The organism is Dactylosporangium fulvum, assembly GCF_025137375.1.
GTDB lineage: Bacteria > Actinomycetota > Actinomycetes > Mycobacteriales > Micromonosporaceae > Dactylosporangium > Dactylosporangium fulvum.
This window is the reverse complement of the sequence record NZ_CP073720.1, coordinates 6759391-6778695: the sequence shown is the minus strand read 5'-3', so window position 1 is coordinate 6778695 and position 19305 is coordinate 6759391. Positions and strand designations below refer to the sequence as shown.

Sequence of the window (19305 nt, the reverse complement as noted above, 5' to 3'; positions counted from 1 at the left end):
GGTGGCCGGCGTTGGATCGGATCGAAGGAGTCGCCGAATGCCGGCCACCGTCAACGGTTTGCCGCTGCACCCGCTCGTCGTGCACGCTGTCGTCGTCCTGCTGCCCTTGGCCGTGCTCGGGGTCGTGGCCATCACGGTCCGTCCCCGGCTGCGTGCCCGTTTCGGAGTCCTGGTCGTCGTGGTCACGGCACTGGCAACAGCCGCGATCCCCGTCGCCACGAGCACCGGTGAAGGCCTCGAGGCCCGGGTCGGCGACCCGGGTGTGCACGCCGAACTGGGGGACACGCTGATCTTCTTCGCGGTGCCGTTGCTGGCCGTGGCGGCCCTGCTGGTGTGGGTCGTGCCGCGAAACACCGGGCGGCGGCCGTGGATGGGCGTCCTCGTGACGGTCCTGGCGCTGCTCATCGCGGCTGCGAACCTGGTCCAGGTGTACCGGGTCGGCGAATCGGGCGCCCGCGCCGTGTGGGGCGGCGCGGCCACGGCGTCCCACGCTGAGACCTGGCGCGTCCGCCTACGGTAGGTAACCCCCTGGGGGTATACCCGGTGTCGCCGGGCACACTTCGGGATCCTGGTCACACCGCATGCTGCCGGCCCCTTTTGCCCTGCCCTCCGGGCGTGTTGCGTAATTCGCTGGGACAGCGTCGGCGGCCACAACTATGCGCCGATCTTGGAGTTGTGGCGCCATGAACCTCCGAATTTGTCCGGATTTGTCAAGGACCACAACTCCAAGATCGGCGGGGTTGACGCGCGGGGGATCCGAATTGCGCAACAGGCTCTCTCCGGGCGTGTTCCCGGCGCCGGTGCCGCGGGATCGGCGACGCGCGTCCCGCCTCGGTGGCGGTTGACCGGTTGACACGGATACCCCAGGGGGGTAAATCTGTCTCCGCTCAATACCCGTACCCCCTAGGGGCATAAAGGAGTGATGGAAATGGCGACCGCATCCCGGCGATGGTGGGCTCTGGGGCTCATCGCGCTCGCGCAGTTCATGGTCATCATGGACACCTCGATCATCGGCGTGGCCCTGCCGCGCATGCGGCAGGACCTCGGCTTTTCGCCGGAGAACCTGTCCTGGGTGTTCAACGCCTACGTGGTGGCGTTCGGGGGCCTACTGCTCCTCGGCGGCCGGCTGTCGGACCTGTTCGGCGCCCGGCGCATGTTCAGTCTCGGCTGGGTGATCCTGCTGGCCGGCTCGCTCGCCGCCGGGCTCGCGAACGGCGTCGCGGTCGAGCTGGCCGCCCGGGCCGTGCAGGGCGCCGGCGCGGCGCTCATCGCCCCGTCCGCGCTGACCCTGCTGATGACGCTGTTCGGCGCCGAGCCGAAGGAACTCACCAAGGCCCTCGCCCTGTACGGCGCGGCGGCACCGGCCGGCGGCACGGCCGGTGTGTTCCTCGGCGGCGTCATCACCGAGTACGTCAGCTGGCCGTGGGTCTTCTACATCAACATCCCGATCGCGCTGCTCGTCCTTGCCGTCACCCCGGCGGTCATGCCGGCCGGCGGCGCCCGCCGGGGCTCCCTCGACCTGCTCGGCGCGCTCACCGTCACCGCCGGTCTGGCCGCCGCCGTGTACGCGATCGTCCGCGCGCCCGAGATCGGGTGGGGCTCGGCGCAGACCTGGCTCGTCCTGGGTGGTGCCGTGGTCGCCCTGGCGGCGTTCGTCGGGATCCAGGCCGCCCGCAAGGAGCCGCTGATGCGACTGTCGATCTTCCGGGCGCCGAACCTCGCCGCGGCCAACATCGCGCAACTGCTGCTGGGCGCGGCGTGGATCCCGATGTGGTTCTACCTCAACCTGTACCTGCAGCAGGTCCTCGGCTACAGCGCCTTCCCCAGCGGCGCGGCGTTGCTGCCGATGACGGTGCTGATCATGCTCGGCATGATCGCCCTCGCGCCGCGGGCGATCGGCCGGTTCGGCCCGAAGCCGATGATCGTCACCGGTCTCGCCGTCCTCGCGGCAGGGCTCGGCTGGCTGGCATTCGTCCGCCCGTCCGGCAACTTCGTCGTCGACGTGCTGCCCGCGTCCCTCGTCGCGGCGCTGGGCATGTCCCTGGCGTTCATCCCGTCACTGGGCACCGCGATCGGCGCGGCCCGGCCCGAGGAGGGCGGTCTGGCCTCCGGCATCGTCAACACCAGCTACCAGGTCGGGTCCGCGCTCGGCCTGGCCGCGATGACCGCCGTCGCCGCCGCGGCCGGCGCGGACCGGCTCGGCGACCTTGCGGCCCTCACCGGCGGCTACTCCGCAGCCTTCACCGGCGCCGCCGTCATCGCCGCGGTGGGTGCGGTCGTGGCCGCGTTCACCCTGCGCACCGCTCCCGCGGCGGTGGCCGGGACGGCGACCGCGGCCGAGTCGCAGGCCGCCGGTAGGGCGTAGATCACCCATGGCTGCCGCGGGCGGGGCCGGCCGCGCCCGCGATTCGGCCCCGCCCGCGGGTCGGAACAGTTCGATGAGGTTGCCGGCCGGGTCGGCGACCACGTCGCTACGAAACGGCAGTCCGTGTTGCGCAGCCGGTGATCTCGGCGTCCAGGTCGTCGACTGTCAGATGGATGCGGTTGCGTCCGGCGCCGGTGGTGCCGTGCGGACGCCGGCGTACTGGCCGGGTGCTGTCACGGCGGCAACTGCCTCACGGACGGGTGCCGGCAAGGACCGGCAGCAGGTGCCTGATGCGGGTGCTGATGTCGGCCGCGGTGCGGTGAAAGGCGGGATAGCCGGCCGCGGCCGGGTCGGGAATGCTCCAATGGACCCGCCTGGGGTGATCGGGGAAGTCGGGGCAGGCCTCGCGGGCCTTGTCGCACAGGCTGATCACGTAGTCGAACCGGTGGCCGCCGACCGTGTCCAGGTGCCGGGGGCGCTGGCCGCTGATGTCGATGCCGAACTCGTCCCGCAGCACCCGCACGGCATCGGGATGCAGGTCCGGCTTGGGGCGGCTGCCGGCGCTGGTCACCTCGACCTGGCCGCCGGTGTGGTGGCGGAGCAGGGCCTCGGCGATCGGTGAGCGGCCGCTGTTGCCCGTGCACACGAACAACACGCCGACGCGGGGTGTCCGCGGCAGGTCTGCCGCGGATGTGTGCGGCGCCGGTTGCTGACGCAGTGCCGGGTGCAGTGCCGTGCCGGTGCCGGCGAGCGCGTCGGCGCAGCGGTCCAGATCCAGGTGGTAGTAGCTGTCGCGGCCGTCGAAGCTGCTGCGCGTGGCGGTGACCAGCCCGCCGTCGCGCAGCAGCCGCAGGTGGTAGGAGACCAGGTTCTGCGGCTCATCCACCAGCGTCGTCAGCTCCCGGACGCGGTAGTCACCGCCCGCGAGTTGGGTCAGCAGCCGCCATCGCAGCGGATGTGCGGCCAGGCGCACGAACACCGGGGCGTCTTGACTCGGCACCGTCACGATCAGCAGAATACATCAAACTGGTTTGATGAAATGGTCGTGTGTCGAGGAGGTGGGGCGGTGGCGTCCGAGCCGCAGCTCCGTGGCGGACCGGGAACCGGTCAGTTGGCGCGGCGGTTGGGCGTCGGCGATGCGGTGGTCATCGGGCTGGGGTCGATGATCGGCGCCGGGGTGTTCGCCGCCTTCGGCCCGGCGGCGCGTGCGGCCGGCACCGGCCTGCTCATCGGCCTGCTGATCGCGGCGGTGATCGCCTACTGCAACGCGACGGCGTCCGCGCAGCTCGCGGCGGTGTACCCGACCTCCGGCGGAACGTACGTCTACGGGCGGGAGCGCCTCGGGCATTGGTGGGGGTTCACCGCCGGCTGGGGTTTTGTGGTGGGCAAGACCGCCTCGTGTGCGGCCATGGCGCTGACGTTCGCCACCTACGCGGTGCCCGGCCCGTGGTGGGCGCAGCGTGCCGTGGCCGTGGTGGGCGTGGTGGGTCTTGCCGCGCTCAACTACCGCGGCGTCACCAAGACCGCCGCGCTGACCCGCGTGTTGGTCGCTACGAGTCTGACGGCTCTGGCCGTCGTGGTGGTGGGTATCGCGGTGGGCGGCCGGGCCGGTGCGGCGAATCTGGACGGCTGGTCGGCGCTGGGCACCGGCGATGCCTACGGCGTCCTGCAATCGGGCGGCCTGCTGTTCTTCGCCTTCGCCGGGTATGCCCGCATCGCCACGATGGGTGAGGAGGTCCGCGACCCGCAGCGCACCATTCCCCGGGCCATCCCCATCGCCTTGTTCGTCACTGTGGGCGTCTACCTGGTGGTCGGGGTCGCGGCGCTGCTGGCCGCCGGCCCTCATCGACTGGCCACCGCCGTAGCGCCGCTGACCACGGCGGTGGACGCCGCCGGCGCCGGTGTCCTGGCCCCCGTCGTCCGCATCGGAGGTGCGCTCGCCGCGCTCGGTGCCCTGTTGGCCCTGATCGCGGGTGTCGGCCGCACCAGCCTGGCCATGGCCCGCCACCGTGACCTGCCCGGCTGGCTGGCCGCGGTCCACCCTCGTCACCGCGTGCCGCACCATGCCGAGATCGCGCTCGCAGTTGTGGTCAGCCTGCTCGTCGCCACCGTGGACCTGCGCGGGGTGATCGGCTTCTCCTCGTTCGGCGTGCTGATCTACTACGCCATCGCCAACGCCTCCGCCTTCACGCAACCCGCCGAGCAGCGTCGCTGGCCCCGCTGGCTCAACCTGCTCGGCGCCGTCGGCTGCCTGATCCTGGCGGCCACCCTGCCGTGGCAGTCCGTGGTGGCCGGTGTCGTCATGTTCGCCGTCGGCCTCACCGGACGCTGGGCACTGCTGCGGCGCCGGTAGCCACCTGGGATCAGTGCACGTGGCGGGCGGCCCCGGCGGGTGGCCGGGTGCCTGCGGCGTTCGTGTCGCCGGCCCGGCCCGCAGGATCGTCGGTCAGCCGCCGGGCCGGTGGGTCGTCATGGTGCCGCCCAGCACCTGCAGCCGGCGGATGTACTCGTCTTCCTCGATCTCGCCCCGGGCGAACCGTTCGGCGAGCAACTGCTGCGGCGTCGATCGTGAACCGGTTGCCCAAGGAGCCTGCGCGCCACGGCCGAAATAGCGGACCAGCAGGACGACGCCGGCGATCACCAGGCCCCAGAACAGCAGCGTGTTCAACGTCATGAGGGCCAGGCCGGCGCCCCCCATGCCGTAGCCCCAGTACATCATCGTGATCCCCTCCATCCGTCGGTCGGGCTGGCGCCCAACGGCCTGTTGTCATGCTCTCGTCACCGCGGAAGGGACGCGGTCGCACATCTCTACCGTCGCTCCGGCTGATCCGGTCGGCATGGGAGAACGTCACCTGCGGCACGGACGAAGGCCTGTCCGGCGGCGGCGCAGCCGGCAGCGGCTGACCCGGTGGGCGGTGGACGGAAGAGGGGACCGGTTCCACGTGGTGCCCGGAAACACCTAGTTCGATATATTCTATCAGGTTTCGCCGCCGCAAGATCAATGCGAAGGGGCTCGTGGAGCGAGATTGGCACGCGGGTCCGCCGGCCGGAATGTGCGGCTCGTTCGTTTTTCCCGGAATGCTGGGTGGATTCGACTGGATAGTCTCGCGTCGTGGCTGCTCTTGTGCCTTTCACCGACAATATTCGAGATATTTCCAATACGCAGGGTTACCAGTTTGAGTTTCGCTGTGAGCGGTGCGGTAACGGCTACCGCTCGCCGTTCAAGCGCGACAATGTGGAGACCGGCCGTAAGTTGCTGCGTGCCGCGGGCACGTTGTTCGGCGGGTTCGCGCAGAACGTGAGCCGCTCCGTCGACCAGTGGCACTACGACCGGGCCACCAACTCCCCGGCCAAGGACAGGGCGCTCGCCGAAGCGGTCGAGGGGGTGCGCGGCGAGTTCCGCCAGTGCCGCGGCTGCGGCGACTGGATGTGTGCCGCAATGTGCTGGAACAGCGACATCGGCCAATGCCTCAGATGTGCGCCGGCGGTGGCCGAGGAGATCGCCCGCGCGCAGGCCGCGGCGCAGCGTGACCAGATCTGGCAGCGGGCCCAGCAGTCCGACTGGACGGCGGGCGCGGACATGAACACGCGTGCGGTCGTCGCCTGCCCGTCGTGCGGCGTCAAGGTGGACGGGGGCAGGTTCTGCTCCATGTGCGGGGCGTCGCTGGCGCCGAAGGTCCACTGTCCCGGCTGCGGGAGTGGCAACAACAAGATCGGAGCCATCTTCTGCATGGACTGCGGCCAGACTCTGCACTGAGCCGGTCAGGGGCCCGCGGCCAGCCGGGACTCGATCATCTGGGCGACGACTCGTGCGGCATGGGCGGCGCGTGACGGGTCGAACGACTCGGTGGGGCCGGCGACTGTCAGCGCACCGACGAGGTGCATGCCGGGACGGATGGGCACGGCGACGGCGGTCATGCCGGTCTGGAACTCGGCACGGTCGATGGCGTAGCCGCGGCGCCTCGTCGCCCGCAGCTCGCTCAGCAGGTGTGCACGGTCGGTGATGGTGTCCGGCGTGCGGGCGGTGAGGGGCGTCCGGTCGATGACGTCGTCGACGAGTTCGGGAGGGCTGAACGCGAGCAGCGCTTTGCCCGCACCGGTGCAGTGTGGCGGAAAGCGCCCCGCGACACGGGTGCCGAGCCGGGGACGGCGACGAGAGTCAATCTTGACGAGGTAGACCACGGCGGCGTCGTCGAGCACGGCGAGCTGGGTCGTCCAGCCCAGCATGCCGTGCAGGTCGAGCAGGTACGGTCCCGCGATGTCGACAAGCGTGACGCCGGCCTGACTCGCCTGGGTGCCGAGCTCGAAGAGCCGCAGCCCCAGCCGCAGCACCCCGGCCCGCTCGGTGAGCAGGCGCTCCGCGACGAGTCTCGCGACGATCCGGTTGCAGGTCGCCTGGGGCAGGCCGGTTGCCCGGGCAAGGTCACCGCGACTGACGGTGCCGGCCGCCGCTACGGCGTCGAGCAGTGCCACGACCCGGCCGATCATCGAGGACGGCGTGTCGCGACTCATTCAGTGATTCTCACATCGCGGAGCCGGCGCACCGCCGCGTACGGTCGCGGTCCGACACGCTCACGACCGGGAGAACCTTCGACATGCGGACATCTGGCGTCTACGTCATCACAGGCGGCACTCGCGGTATCGGCGCGGGAGTGGCCCGGGAACTGGCAGGGGTGCCGGGGCGCGCGCTCGTGCTGGGATACCGCGGCAACCACGAGCGCGCCCGTGCGGTGGTCGCCGAACTCGACCGTCCGGACTGTCCGGTGCGGGCGGTGCCCTGCGACGTCAGCGTCCCGGCGCAGGTCAGTGACCTGTTCGCGGCCGCCGACGACATGGGCACGCTCGCCGGGCTGGTCAACAGCGCGGCGATCCTCGAGCAGCAGTGCACCTTCGAACAGATCGGGCCCGACCGGTGGACCCGGATCCTCGCCGTCAACGTCATCGGTCTCGCGTGCTGTTGCCGCGAGGCGGTGGTCCGGATGCGCGGCAGCCGGATCCCGGACCGCGCGATCGTCAACATCTCCTCCAAGGCGGCTGTGCTCGGAGCGCCCAACGAATACGTCGACTACGCGGCCAGCAAGGCCGCGGTGGACACCCTCACGCGGGGGCTCGCGCTCGAGGTCGCCTCCGACGGCATACGTGTCAACAGCGTGCGTCCCGGGATCATCGACACCGAGATGCACGCCACCGGCGGAGACCCCGACCGGGCCCGGCGACTCGGCCCGCAGCAGCCGCTCGGCCGGGCCGGCACGGTCGAGGACGTCGCGCGGGCCGTGGCCTGGCTGCTGTCGCCGGACGCCGGATTCGTCACCGGCACGACACTCGACGTCACCGGCGGCCGCTGAACGGACCGTGCGGATGAGGCCCGCAGGTGTCGGGCGCAGGCCGTGAGCCCGGCCGGCGACTCGCAGTCCGCCGCGCTCGCCGGCAAGGGCACAAAGTCCCGTCCGTGACAGGCCGTCGTGCCCTGGCACCGGGGCGATCGGCGGGAGAGGGTCGAACTTCTGGGAGGTAGGCAGATGGCGCCGAAGCAACCGTTGAGCCGCGAGCGCTGTCTCGAGCTGCTGGCCTCGGTGCCCGTAGGCCGGGTCGTGTTCACCCTGCGCGCGCTTCCGGCGATCCGGCCGGTGAACCACCTGCTCGACGGGGAGACGATCATCATCCGCAGCAGCCTGGGCGCGAGCCTTCCGTCCACCGCCACCGAACGGGGTGCCGTCGTCGTCGCCTACGAGGCCGACATGATCGACGTCGAGGCGCGCACCGGTTGGACGGTTGTCGTCACCGGTACCGCACGGCTGGTCCTCGACCAGGCCCTGCAGGAGCGGTACGAGCAGCTGCTGCATCCCTGGGTGGACGAGCCGATGAACTGCATCATCGGCATCGACTGCGACCTGGTCACCGGATACGAACTGGGAGCCGTCCGCTGACCGGACGAGCACCCGGGCCGCAGCGGTCGGCTGCGGCCCGGGTCGTGTTGTGCGGTTGTTCAGGTGTTCAGATGAGCCAGCGGTTGCGGCGCACGAAGGGCAGTTTGGCCCAGGAGCGGCCGAGGCCCCAGGTGTGGCCGGCGTAGGCGAGGGCCAGGACGATGAGTACGGCGGCGTAGATGATGTGGTAGTCGATGAGGGGGTTGGTGGAGCCGGCGGGTGGGAATTCGGCGAGCCACATGCCGGCCATCATGAGGGTGCCGGAGGCGGCGGCGATGCGGAGGCCGATGCCGGCGGTGAGGGCGAGGCCGATGCCGAGCAGGCCGAGCATGAACAGCCAGTTGGCGTACCAGGTGCCGGCGATGGTGTGGAAGAAGTTTTGGAGGGGGCCGACGTCGACGTTGGCGAGGAAGCCTTTGGTGGGGCTGCCGCCGTTGATCCAGGCCTTCGCGGACGGGGTGGAGTAGCCGAGGCCGAAGGTTTTGTCGGCGAAGGCCCAGAGGAAGACGAACCCGGTGGCGTAGCGCAGCACCGCGAGGGCTCTGGCGGCGGTCTTGGTGAGCATCGAGCCGGGCGCCTCGACGTGCTCCAGGTGGTTGGCGGGCGAGTGGTGGATCGATGCGCTGGTCATGACGGCCTCCTGCCGGGTTCCTTCGTTGCTTTCAGCTTCGTCCCCGGCCGCTGCCGGGCGCCTGAGGCGAACCTCCCTTGCCGCCGGGACCAACGGCCCGAGTCGATCGGGAGGGCGTCCGTCCCTGCTGCTCAGGACCTCCTGCTCTGTCCGGCCGGACCCGGCGGCGCGAGCCTGACAAGGGACAGCCGCCGGCGGGACCGGCGGCGCACGTCGTGCACCCTCGTCCTGAGTGCCCGCCGGAGCCGGCGAGATCCGTCAGCGTTCGTCGGGCGCCATGCCGCGCTCGTCCGTCGCGGACACCTCACCCGGCGCGGCCCGGCGGGTCCGGGTGGGCGCGCCCAGGACGTAGAACAGCACCCCGATCGCGAGCAGCAGGACCACCGGGACAACCTGGATGAGCTCGAACGCGGCCCGCCCGATGCCGGCGGGCAGCGCCTGGTCGGGGTTGCCCGAGGCGCCGAACCAGTCGACGCCGAGCCCCGGCCAGAGCAGCCACACCGTGGCGACCACGGCCCAGAACGTGGTCAGGCTGCCGGCGATCCAGGCCCCGGTCATGCCGCCCGGGACGCGGAACGGGCGGTGCTCGTCGGGATGGGTGCGGCGGAGCCGGACCAGCGTCGGGAAGATGCCCAGGTACGACATCGTCGTGGTGGAGATGGCGACGCCGAGTGCGATCGTGAAGTACCTGTCCGCGCTGCCGCCGGACAGCCGGAACGCCACCAGCATCACCACGGTCGAGACGACACCGCTGAGCAGGTTCACCGTGACCGGGGTGCCGAACCGGGGCGAGATGCGCCCGAGCGCCCGCGGGGCGGCGCCGTCGAAACCGGCCGCCGCCTGCGCACGGTCGGCGCCCATGATCCAGGTGGTGCCGCTGGACAGCAGCGCCCAGATGAACGCGGCCGCGGTGACCGCGCCGAGGATCTTGCCGGTGCCGGTCAGGGTCACCGTGCCGTCGGGACTCACGGTGCCTCCGTAGACGGTGAGCACCTCCTTCGCCGCGTCGAGGAATCCGCCGACGCCGGTGACACGTGACGCCGGCAGGACCAGCAGGATCGCCAGGACGGGGAGGCCGTAGAGCAGGACCGCACCGGCACCGGACCAGGCGATGGTGCGCGGCACGTCCCGGCGCGGGTCCACCATCTCCTCACTGGCGGAGCTGGGCAGCTCGAAGCCGACGTAGTTGAAGATCAGCACGGGCACCACGGCGATGAACACGGCGTACCCCGGTGCGAACGCCGGGGCGTCGAAGCCGTGCACACCGTTGCGCGCCGCGTACAGCAGCACCGACACGGTGAAGAAGCCCACGACGGCCAGCCGGACGAACGCGCCCACGCTCGGCACCCATTTGCCGAACCGGAACGACACGATCGCCGACGCCACCGCGAACCAGATGAACGCCAGGGCGAACACCACCTCCGCCGGTCCGTGCAGCGGCGTGACGAAGTCGCTGAACGCCGAGACCGCCAGGATGGTCAGCGTCCCGCCCAGCCAGATCGGGTTGGAACACCAGTACAGCACCGTGACCAGCGCGGCGACGAAACGGCCGAACGCCAGCCGGCACCAGACGTACGGGCCGCCCTCGAACGGGAAGGTCGAGCCCAGCTCGGCCATCAGGAGCCCGTACGGCACGAGGAAGACCACGGCGAGGAAGATCAGCCAGGTGAACCCCTGAGCCCCGTTTTTCGCGACCGCACCGATCGTGTCGAGGCCGACGACCGTACAGATCAGGAAGAATACGAGGTCGAAGCGGCGCAGGCTCTTCCGTAGCAGCGACTTCTCGTGGATCTCGTCGATCGTCGCATTCACGAGGGTGTGGCCCGCGGGAGTTCTGGCCATGGGGATGCCTTCGAACGTTGTCACACGACGACGCCATCGGCGTCCTGCGCGGATCCACGACTTCCCCGCCGGTCGCGGATCATGCCGGCATCGGACGCCCGGACAGGCGCAAATCCCCTCCCGGCCGGTCCGGCGCCGGGTGACTGTCCGGATGATACGGCACCGAGGCCGGTCGGTGGTACGCCGGCCGGCGAGCCCCGTGCCGTTGATCGCGGTAGGGTACGCGGTTGCCGGCATGCGTCAGCAGGGGGCCGGCGGCAGCCCCGGCTGGGGGCGGATCCGGATGACCGGCGGACAGTGGCAGTTCTGGGTCGACCGCGGCGGCACCTTCACCGACATCGTCGCCCGCATGCCGGACAGCGGCCGGCTGCTGACGTACAAGCTGTTGTCGGAGAACCCGGCGCGCTACCGGGACGCGTCGGTCGCGGGCATCCGGGCACTGCTCGGCATCGCCGACACGGCGCCGATCCCGGCCGGCCTCGTCGAAACAGTGCGGATGGGCACGACGGTCGCCACCAACGCGTTGCTGGAGCGCACCGGTGAGCGGACCGTGCTCGTCATCACCAAGGGATTCGGAGACGGGCTGCGGATCGGCTACCAGAACCGGCCGCGTATCTTCGCCCGGCACATCGTGCTCCCGGAGTTGCTGTACGAGCGCGTGATCGAGGTGGACGAGCGGATCCTTGCCGACGGCACGGTGCTCCGCGCGCCGGACCTGGACCAACTGGCCGCCGACCTGCGCCGTGCTCACGACGCGGGCATCCGCGCGGTCGCGGTGGTCTGCCTGCACGGCCACCTCCATCCCGCACACGAGCGGCAGATCGGGGAACTGGCCGAGCGGATCGGCTTCGACCACGTGTCCCGCTCCAGCGAGGTGAGCCCGCTGACGAAGCTGGTGGCCCGCGGCGACACCACCGTGGTCGACGCCTACCTCTCGCCGGTGCTCCGCCGCTACGTCGAGACCGTGGCGGAGCAACTGGACGGCGTACGCCTGATGTTCATGCAGTCGAACGGCGGCCTGGCCGAGGCCGGGCGGTTCCGCGGCAAGGACGCCGTGCTCTCCGGCCCGGCCGGAGGGATCGTCGGCATGGCACGCATGTCGCAGCTGGCCGGTCTCGACAAGGTGATCGGCTTCGACATGGGCGGAACCTCCACCGACGTGTCCCACTTCACGGGTGAGTACGAGCGTGTGCTGCACACCGAGGTGGCCGGTGTGCGGATACGCGCACCGATGATCGACATCCACACCGTCGCGGCCGGAGGCGGATCGATCCTGCACTTCGACGGTGCGCGGTACCGGGTCGGGCCGGACTCCGCGGGGGCCGACCCGGGCCCCGCCTGCTACCGCAACGGCGGACCCCTCACCGTCACCGACGCCAACGTGGTGCTCGGCCGGATCCAGCCCCGGACCTTCCCGCGGGTGTTCGGCCCGCACGGCGATCAACCGCTGGATTCCGGCGTGGCACGGCGGCGGTTCGCCGAGCTGGCGGCCCGCATCGCCGACCTGACCGGCGACGAGCGGAGCCCGGAGGAGGTCGCGGCGGGCTACCTGAGGATCGCGGTCGCCAACATGGCCAATGCGGTGAAGCGCATCTCGGTGCAGAAAGGCCGCGACGTCACCGAGTACGCGCTCACCACGTTCGGTGGCGCCGGCGGCCAGCACGCGTGCGCGGTGGCCGACGCACTGGGCATCCGCACCGTGCTCGTCCCGCCGATGGCGGGTGTGTTGTCCGCGCTCGGCACCGGGCTCGCCGACACCACGGCGATGCGTGAGCAGTCGGTGGAAGTCCGCCTGGAACCGGCGGCGACGGCGGTGCTGACCGACGTCGCGGACACCCTCGAGGCGGCGGCACGCTCGGAGTTGTCGCAGGAGGCCGTGCCGGCCGAGCGGATCCGGGTCAGCCGCCGTGTGCGACTGCGCTACGACGGCACCGACACCGCGGTGCCGGTCGACCTGGCCGGCGTGGACGCCATGGTGGCGGCGTTCGAGACGGCCTATCGGCGGACGTACTCCTTCCTGATGGACCGTCCGCTGATCGCCGAGGCGGTCACCGTCGAGGCGGTCGGCCTGAGCGAGCAGCCGGACCTGGCGCGCCCCGGTGCCGCCGATCCGGCCGCGGTCGCGGCGCCGCCGGAGACGGTGCGCCTGTACAGCCGCGGGGCCTGGCACGACGTGCCGCTCCACGAGCGGACGGACCTGCGGGCCGGCGACACGGTCGGCGGCCCCGCCGTCGTGGCCGAGGCCGACGCGACCACGGTGGTCGACGACGGCTGGCAGGCCGGCGTGACGCCGCACGGCCACCTGCTGATGCACCGGGTGCGGTCGGCCCCGGAGACACCCGGCGCGGGCAGGCGGGCCGACCCCGTGCTGCTCGAGATCTTCAACAACCTCTTCATGTCGATCGCCGAGCAGATGGGCGCGCGGCTGGAGTCGATCGCGCAGTCGGTGAACATCCGGGAGCGGCTGGACTTCTCGTGCGCCCTGTTCGACCCGGACGGCAATCTCATCGCCAACGCGCCGCACATTCCGGTCCACCTGGGCTCGATGAGCGCCAGCATCAAGGAGGTCGTCCGCCGGCGGGGCACCGGCATGCGGCCCGGAGACGTCTACGCGGTCAACGACCCGTACCACGGCGGCACCCACCTGCCCGACATCACCGTCATCACCCCGGTCTTCCAGACGGCCGGGACCGGCCGGCCGCGGATCCTGTTCTACGTGGCGTCCCGCGGCCACCACGCGGAGATCGGCGGGCTCACGCCCGGTTCCATGCCCGCGAACAGCCGCAACGTGCACGAGGAGGGCGTGCTGTTCGACAACTGGCTGCTGGTGGAGGACGGCCGGTTCCGGCAGGAGGAGACGACGCGGCTGCTCACCGAGGCGCCCTACCCGTCCCGCAGCCCGGCGACGAACCTGGCCGACCTGCGCGCGCAGATCGCCGCGAACGCCATGGGCGTCGACGAGGTGGGCAGGATGATCGACCACTTCGGCCTCGACGTGGTACAGGCCTACATGCGCCACGTCCAGGACAACGCCGAAGAGGCGGTACGCCGTGTCATCGACGCCCTTGCGGACGGCGAGTACCGCTACGAGACGGACTCCGGCGCGACGATCGCGGTGCGGGTCGTCGTGGACCGCGTCAACCGCAGTGCGACCGTCGACTTCACGGGGACGTCACCACAACTGGAGACGAACTTCAACGCGCCCACGTCGGTCGTCGTCGCGGCTGTGCTGTACGTCTTCCGGACCCTGGTCGCCGGCGACATCCCGCTCAACGAGGGCTGCCTGCGCCCCCTGCGCATCGTGGTGCCGGACGGTTCGATGCTCGCCCCGGCCCACCCGGCAGCCGTGGTCGCCGGCAACGTCGAGACGTCACAGGCGATCGTCGGGGCGCTGTACGCCGCGCTGGGGCTGCAGGCCGAGGGGTCCGGGACGATGAACAACGTCAGCTTCGGCAACGCTCGGCACCAGTACTACGAGACCGTCGCCTCCGGCGCGGGCGCAGGCGACGGTTTCGACGGGGCTTCGGTGGTCCAGACCCACATGACGAACTCCCGGCTGACCGACCCCGAGGTCCTCGAACAGCGGTTTCCGGTCCTGGTCGACGCGTTCGCCGTCCGGCGGGGCAGCGGCGGCGCGGGGCGTTGGCGAGGCGGGGACGGTGCGGTGCGCCGCATCCGGTTCCGTGAACCGATGACGGTCAGCACGCTGTCCGGCCACCGGCGGGTGCCGCCGTACGGCCTGGCGGGCGGCTCGCCGGGTGCGCTGGGGGCCAACCGGGTGCAGCGCGCCGACGGCAGTGTCGTCCACCTCGCGGGATGCGACGCTGTCGAGGTGCGGCCCGGCGACGTCCTGGTGATCGAGACGCCGGGCGGCGGCGGATACGGCAGCCCTTGACCGCCACGGCGACACCGGACCGGTCTCAGCGGCTGCCGTCCGGGCGTCCTGCGTGCAGGCCCGAATGCTCCGCGGCGTAGGCGATGTCGTTCGCGTCCAGCACGCCGACGAGCTGCTCGTGGTCGACGACGAGTGCGGTGCCGGTCCGGGAGACCAGGTAGGCCACGTCGGCGAGCGGCCGGGTCGCCTCGATCACCGGTACAGCGTTGAGCGGTGCCGCGACCTGGGACACCGGCGTGCCGGCGCGTGCCGGCTCGGGGACGCGGGCGAGATCGGTGAGGCGGGCCAGGCCGGCCGGCCGTCCCTCCGGGGTGCGCAGGGCGATGACCCGGTTGCCGGGTGACATGTCGATGCTGGCAACGGCCTCGGCCACGCTGGAGTGCGGGCCGGTGCAGGCGAAGCGGGTGTGCATGGCCGCCGACACCGGCACCTGGCCCAGCAGGGCGCGGTAGCGGTCCGTGGTGGCCTCGGCGGCCGCGGCGGAGATGAGGAACCAGCCGACCACCGTGAGCCAGAGACCGCTGAGCGATCGGGTGATCAGGACCTGGCTCAGGCCGAGGAAGATCAGGCCCAGCCCGATGGCGCGGCCCACGGTGGCGGCGGTGGCGGCGGCACGGTACCGGTCGCCGCGCCAGTGCCACAGAGCCGCGCGGAGCACCCTGCCACCGTCCAGTGGCGCGCCGGGCAGCAGATTGAACGCGGCGACCAGGAGGTTGATCCCGGCCAGCCAGGCGCAGACGGCGACGATGCCGGCCGGTGCGTGGAGCGCGCCGAGGCCCGCCGCCAGGCCGCCGAAGCCGGCGCCGAGGAGGGCGCTGACGGCCGGGCCGGCACCCGCCGTCAGCAGGTCGGCCCGGGCACTCGGCGGCTCCTGGCCGAGCTCGGCTATCCCGCCGAGCAGCCACAGCGTGACCTGCTCGACCCGCATGCCGAAGGCGCGGGCGACGAGGGCGTGCGCCAGCTCGTGCGCCAGCAACGACAGCAGGAAGACGACCGCTCCGGCCACACCGAGGAGCCATGGCACGACGCCGGGCAGCCGGGGCGCGGCCATCGGGACGACCGTCAGCGCGAGGATCTGCACCAGCAGGGCCATGATGACCAGGACCGACCAGTGCACGCCGATCCGGATGCCGGCGATGGTGCCCAGACGCAGGTTCTGCTTCATGGCTCCTCCCTCGGCGGGCTGTGCGCCGTCCCGCCGGCCGGTGCCACCACTCCATTCTCCCGCGTCGCCGGCGGGACCGGCGCCGCGAGCCGTTTCCGGGGTCCGGCCCGGCCCGGAAACCTCGGTCACTTGCGCGCGGCACGGCCGCCGGTGGTGATCGGAATCTCCCGTCCCGGTGTCACCTCGCCGGCCAGCCGGGTCATGAAGGGCGCGAGGCCCACGCGGGCGGGACCTTCGGCCCGTGTGCGCCGTCGCCGCCGGGTCCAGGGTGTGAGGCAGGACGATCGGGAAGGAGCAGGTCGATGAACAGCTTGCTGGTACGTGATGTGATGACCCGCGGTGTGGTCACCGTCGCACCCGGGTTCGGGTACAAGCAGATCGTCGACCTGCTGATCGAGCGCGGCGTGAGCGCGGTGCCGGTGGTCGACGACGCCCGCAAGGTGCTGGGTGTGGTGTCCGAGGCCGACCTGCTGCACAAGGTCGAGTTCGACGGCGCCGACGTGCACGCCCGGCTGTTCGAGCGGCGCCGGCACCGCGTGGCGAAGCGCAAGGCGTCCGGCGACACCGCCGGGTCGCTGATGAGCAGCCCGGCGGTCACCGTGCCCGCCACGGCCACGCTCACCCAGGCCGCCCGGCTCATGGAGCGCCACAACGTCAAGCGGCTGCCGGTCCTGGACGACGCCGGCGACCTCGTCGGCATCGTGTCGCGCCGCGACCTGTTGCGCCGCTACCTGCGCGGCGACGACGCGATCCGGCAGGACATCCTCGACAACGTGCTGGGTGGCGTGCTCTGGCTCGACCCGGTGGAGGTCACCGTCGAGGTCACGGAGGGCCGTGTCGCGCTCAGCGGCAAGGTCGACCGGCGCAGCACCGCGCAGATCGCCGTGCGGCTCGTCCGCGCGCTCGACGGCGTCGTCACCGTCACCGACGACCTCGAATGGGGTTTCGACGACACGACACTGCAGCACCGGTACACCTTCGACGCCTGACGGGCGCACCATCAGCATTCCGGCCAGTGCACGACGGAGGTCCAGATGACACCGCGCAGCAGGATCGTCGCCGGGTTCGACGGCTCGTCCGGCGCATGGGCCGCGGTGCGGTACGCGGCGGACGAGGCAGCCGCCGACGGCGGCACCGTCCATCTCGTCCACGCGCTGATGGACCACGCCACGTACACGGAGATGCTGCTGCCCGACCTGGTCGACGACGCCCGGGCAGGGGCGCTGCGGCTGCTCGAGGCCGCGCGGGACGACCTGCGACTCCGGCAACCGGGCCTCGACGTCCGCGTGACGATCGTCGAGCGGGCGCCCGGCCCGGCACTGGTCAGAGCGTCGCGCTCCGCCGACATGGTCGTCGTCGGGCGGCACGGCCTCGGCACAGCGCTGCCTTCCGCACCGTTCCAGCGCGCGCACCTCGGCGCTGTCACCGCACACCTCATGACGTACGTCTCCTGCCCGGTGGTGGTCGTCGGCCCCGGCGCGGCCGGTGTGAGCGACCGTCCGGTGGTGCTCGGCCTCGACGCCGCGGCGGCGCCGAGCGCGCCGTTGATCGCCTACGCGTTCGACGCGGCACGCCGCCACGGTTCGGTCCTGCGGGTCTGTTCCGTCCGGGTACCCACCGGCACCTCCCGCCACGACGACGGGAACGACCGGCCGGACGACGCCCAGCTGCGACGCCTGCTCGGCGAGGCGCTCAGCGACTGGCGGGCCGTGTTCGCCGACGTGCCGGTCGCCCTCGACGTGCTGGAGGGTGTCGACCCGGCCGCGCGCCTGCTCGACGCGGCCACCGGGGCGTCGCTGGTCGTGGTGGGAGCGCATGAACACGGCACCCGGCCCGCCGGGCTGAGCCCGGCCCCGGACGTGCTGGTCCGCAACGCCACCTGCCCCGTGGCGGTCGTCCCCCCGCGGCCGGGACCGCACAACGGACGGAGAGGTCAACGATGCGCATCCTCGTCACCGCGGCCAGCAAGCGTCGGTCCGGTCACCGCAGCAGCCGGATGACCACCAGGCGGTCGTCGTCGCGCGGTGGCCGGCGGTGCGTGCCGTACGCCGAGAGGGCGTCCGCGTGGCCGGCGTCGTCCGGACCGAGCGCGACGGCGTGCGCACGGTACCGCTCGCCGGCGAGGGTCACCCGCAGCGGCCACCCCGCGCCGGTGAAGTTACGCCACCAGCGTTTGCCCGCAGCGCGCGCCGCGAGGACGACGAGGCGGTCGCCGGTCCGCACGTACTCCACCGGCACGCGCCGGCGCACGCCGCTGATCCGGCCGAAGTAGTCGAGCTCGCACACGTGGCGGCTCAGCAGCCGGTGCAGCGGTGTGTGCAGCAGCCGGAGCACGGCACGGTTGCCGAATCCTCCGGAGCGCTGCGGAGGCCGCGGGCTCATTCGACGACCAGGCGGCGTGCGCGCATCGTGTACCTCCGGTACGTGATCGGGTCACGGGACGACGGCCGGTGCGCGGCTGAACGCGGTCGTCCGTGGCAGCACCGGCATGCCCGGTTCCCGCATCAGGACGTCGCGCAGCGGCCGGCGGGGGCCGGCGTGGACCGGGTGGCCGTAGCCGATGCGCAGGATCATCTGGGCGTGCCAGCGTCCTGAAGGATCGGTGAGGAAGGCGCGGAACGCCGGTACCTCCAGCGCCTGCGTCATCGGCTGCACCGCGATGCCGAGCACGGTCGCGGTGAGGAGTACCCGTTGCAGGGCGTGGCCGGACCGCAGCCAGTCGGCGTGTGTGTCGCCCCGGCTGTACAGCACGACCAGTTGGGGATGGAACTCGAAGCGGGCGGCGGCGCGTTCGACCGTGGGCAACTGCAGCCCGAAGTCGCGCTGGGGCAGCGTCGCCGTCGTGGCCCTGGGACCGAACGTGGCGGCCGTGACCCCGTCACGGCGGGTGCCGTCGGTGCCGGTCCAGGCCGCGAGCTCGCAGCGGTACGCCGGGTCGGTGCGCTGCCGGCTGTCGGCGGCCTGGGCGAGCGCGAGGACGGCGCCTCGGCGCACCGGGTCGAGCACGACCAGCCGGACGGCGGGCGCGTGCGCGGCGGCGCGCAGGGTGTCGAGCAGGTCCGCCGGCACGGCCGCGTCCTCGAACGGTTCGCGGTTGGTCCGCCGGCGGGCGATCGCGCCGGCCAGGGCCTGCACGCCGGTGCCGGGCTCCCGGCGCGGACCGGGCACGACCCAGCTCGCCGAGGCCGCACCGACCGGGGCGAGCAGCCGGGAGGTCCAGCCCTCGGCGGCCAGTGCGAGGCGCAGGTTGCACACGGCGGCGCCGACGCTGATGTACATCGCACGGTGATCCGGGTCGATGACCGTCAGGCCGCGGGCCGGGTCCGGGAGCACCTCGACGGCGCCGCCGCCGGGCCGGAACAACCACGGCTGGGTGTTGTGGATCGAGGGCGCGGCGACGGCGGCGTTCAGGCATGCCGCGATGGTCCGTTCCGGCAACCGGTCGTTCATCACAGCTCCCTTTTCCCGTGCTGCGGCCTG

The 19305-nt window shown here is 72.0% G+C and carries 17 protein-coding genes; 9 read left to right on the top strand and 8 right to left on the bottom strand.

Annotation, left to right across the window (positions count from 1 at the left end; translation table 11 throughout):
* The first annotated feature begins 37 nt into the window (after window positions 1-37).
* Together Dfulv_RS31210 and Dfulv_RS31205 are read left to right on the top strand one after the other, a co-directional pair.
* The gene (locus tag Dfulv_RS31210; protein WP_259857376.1) at window positions 38-520 is read left to right on the top strand and encodes a DUF2231 domain-containing protein; all 483 of its coding nucleotides are present in this window, start codon (window positions 38-40) and stop codon (window positions 518-520) included.
* Window positions 521-928: 408 nt separating this feature from the next.
* The gene (locus Dfulv_RS31205) at window positions 929-2365 is read left to right on the top strand and encodes an MFS transporter (RefSeq protein ID WP_259857375.1); all 1437 of its coding nucleotides are present in this window, start codon (window positions 929-931) and stop codon (window positions 2363-2365) included.
* 250 nt (window positions 2366-2615) lie between these two features.
* On the opposite strand, the gene Dfulv_RS31200 is transcribed toward Dfulv_RS31205, so the two are convergent.
* Window positions 2616-3371 (bottom strand): arsenate reductase/protein-tyrosine-phosphatase family protein, encoded by a 756-nt coding sequence (locus Dfulv_RS31200; protein WP_259857374.1) that lies wholly within the window; start codon window positions 3369-3371, stop codon window positions 2616-2618.
* Window positions 3372-3527: 156 nt separating this feature from the next.
* Between Dfulv_RS31200 and Dfulv_RS31195 the strand changes: the two genes are divergently transcribed.
* The gene (locus tag Dfulv_RS31195) at window positions 3528-4718 is read left to right on the top strand and encodes an APC family permease (RefSeq protein WP_259868442.1); all 1191 of its coding nucleotides are present in this window, start codon (window positions 3528-3530) and stop codon (window positions 4716-4718) included.
* A 93-nt stretch (window positions 4719-4811) separates the two neighbouring features.
* Here Dfulv_RS31195 and Dfulv_RS31190 read toward each other — a convergent pair whose 3' ends face one another.
* A complete protein-coding gene (locus Dfulv_RS31190) occupies window positions 4812-5084 on the bottom strand; it encodes an SHOCT domain-containing protein (protein WP_259857373.1) in 273 nt (90 codons plus the stop codon).
* 393 nt (window positions 5085-5477) lie between these two features.
* On the opposite strand from Dfulv_RS31190, the gene Dfulv_RS31185 reads away from it, so the two are divergent.
* The gene (locus Dfulv_RS31185; protein WP_259857372.1) at window positions 5478-6122 is read left to right on the top strand and encodes a zinc ribbon domain-containing protein; all 645 of its coding nucleotides are present in this window, start codon (window positions 5478-5480) and stop codon (window positions 6120-6122) included.
* Window positions 6123-6127: 5 nt separating this feature from the next.
* On the opposite strand, the gene Dfulv_RS31180 is transcribed toward Dfulv_RS31185, so the two are convergent.
* Window positions 6128-6877: an IclR family transcriptional regulator gene (locus Dfulv_RS31180; RefSeq protein WP_259857371.1), complete on the bottom strand. Its 750-nt coding sequence runs from the start codon at window positions 6875-6877 to the stop codon at window positions 6128-6130.
* Between the two features lie 83 nt (window positions 6878-6960).
* On the opposite strand from Dfulv_RS31180, the gene Dfulv_RS31175 reads away from it, so the two are divergent.
* Entirely contained in the window at window positions 6961-7710 is a 750-nt protein-coding gene (locus Dfulv_RS31175) for an SDR family oxidoreductase (protein ID WP_259857370.1), read from the top strand.
* Window positions 7711-7884: 174 nt separating this feature from the next.
* Entirely contained in the window at window positions 7885-8292 is a 408-nt protein-coding gene (locus tag Dfulv_RS31170) for a pyridoxamine 5'-phosphate oxidase family protein (RefSeq protein WP_259857369.1), read from the top strand.
* A gap of 67 nt (window positions 8293-8359) precedes the next feature.
* Here the strand turns inward: Dfulv_RS31170 and Dfulv_RS31165 are convergent, their stop codons facing one another.
* Together Dfulv_RS31165 and Dfulv_RS31160 are read right to left on the bottom strand one after the other, a co-directional pair.
* Window positions 8360-8923 (bottom strand): hypothetical protein, encoded by a 564-nt coding sequence (locus tag Dfulv_RS31165; protein WP_406567847.1) that lies wholly within the window; start codon window positions 8921-8923, stop codon window positions 8360-8362.
* Window positions 8924-9181: 258 nt separating this feature from the next.
* A complete protein-coding gene (locus tag Dfulv_RS31160; RefSeq protein ID WP_259857368.1) occupies window positions 9182-10789 on the bottom strand; it encodes an APC family permease in 1608 nt (535 codons plus the stop codon).
* Window positions 10790-11000: 211 nt separating this feature from the next.
* On the opposite strand from Dfulv_RS31160, the gene Dfulv_RS48435 reads away from it, so the two are divergent.
* Window positions 11001-14660: a hydantoinase B/oxoprolinase family protein gene (locus tag Dfulv_RS48435; protein ID WP_264675824.1), complete on the top strand. Its 3660-nt coding sequence runs from the start codon at window positions 11001-11003 to the stop codon at window positions 14658-14660.
* A 25-nt stretch (window positions 14661-14685) separates the two neighbouring features.
* On the opposite strand, the gene Dfulv_RS31145 is transcribed toward Dfulv_RS48435, so the two are convergent.
* Window positions 14686-15825, bottom strand: a complete 1140-nt coding sequence (locus Dfulv_RS31145) for a site-2 protease family protein (RefSeq protein ID WP_259857367.1) — start codon at window positions 15823-15825, stop codon at window positions 14686-14688.
* 302 nt (window positions 15826-16127) lie between these two features.
* On the opposite strand from Dfulv_RS31145, the gene Dfulv_RS31140 reads away from it, so the two are divergent.
* Window positions 16128-16814 carry a CBS domain-containing protein gene (locus tag Dfulv_RS31140; RefSeq protein WP_259857366.1) on the top strand — a complete coding sequence of 229 codons (687 nt, stop codon included), beginning with the start codon at window positions 16128-16130 and terminating at the stop codon, window positions 16812-16814.
* Window positions 16815-16859: 45 nt separating this feature from the next.
* Window positions 16860-17825 (top strand): universal stress protein, encoded by a 966-nt coding sequence (locus Dfulv_RS31135; protein WP_259857365.1) that lies wholly within the window; start codon window positions 16860-16862, stop codon window positions 17823-17825.
* On the opposite strand, the gene Dfulv_RS31130 is transcribed toward Dfulv_RS31135, so the two are convergent.
* Together Dfulv_RS31130 and Dfulv_RS31125 are read right to left on the bottom strand one after the other, a co-directional pair.
* On the bottom strand, window positions 17806-18207 hold the full coding sequence (locus tag Dfulv_RS31130; RefSeq protein WP_259857364.1) for a hypothetical protein: 402 nt from the start codon (window positions 18205-18207) through the stop codon (window positions 17806-17808). The genes Dfulv_RS31135 and Dfulv_RS31130 overlap by 20 nt on opposite strands.
* Before the next feature lie 51 nt (window positions 18208-18258).
* Complete coding sequence (locus tag Dfulv_RS31125; RefSeq protein ID WP_259857363.1) at window positions 18259-19275, bottom strand: Acg family FMN-binding oxidoreductase; 1017 nt, start codon at window positions 19273-19275, stop codon at window positions 18259-18261.
* Between the last annotated feature and the right edge of the window lie 30 nt (window positions 19276-19305).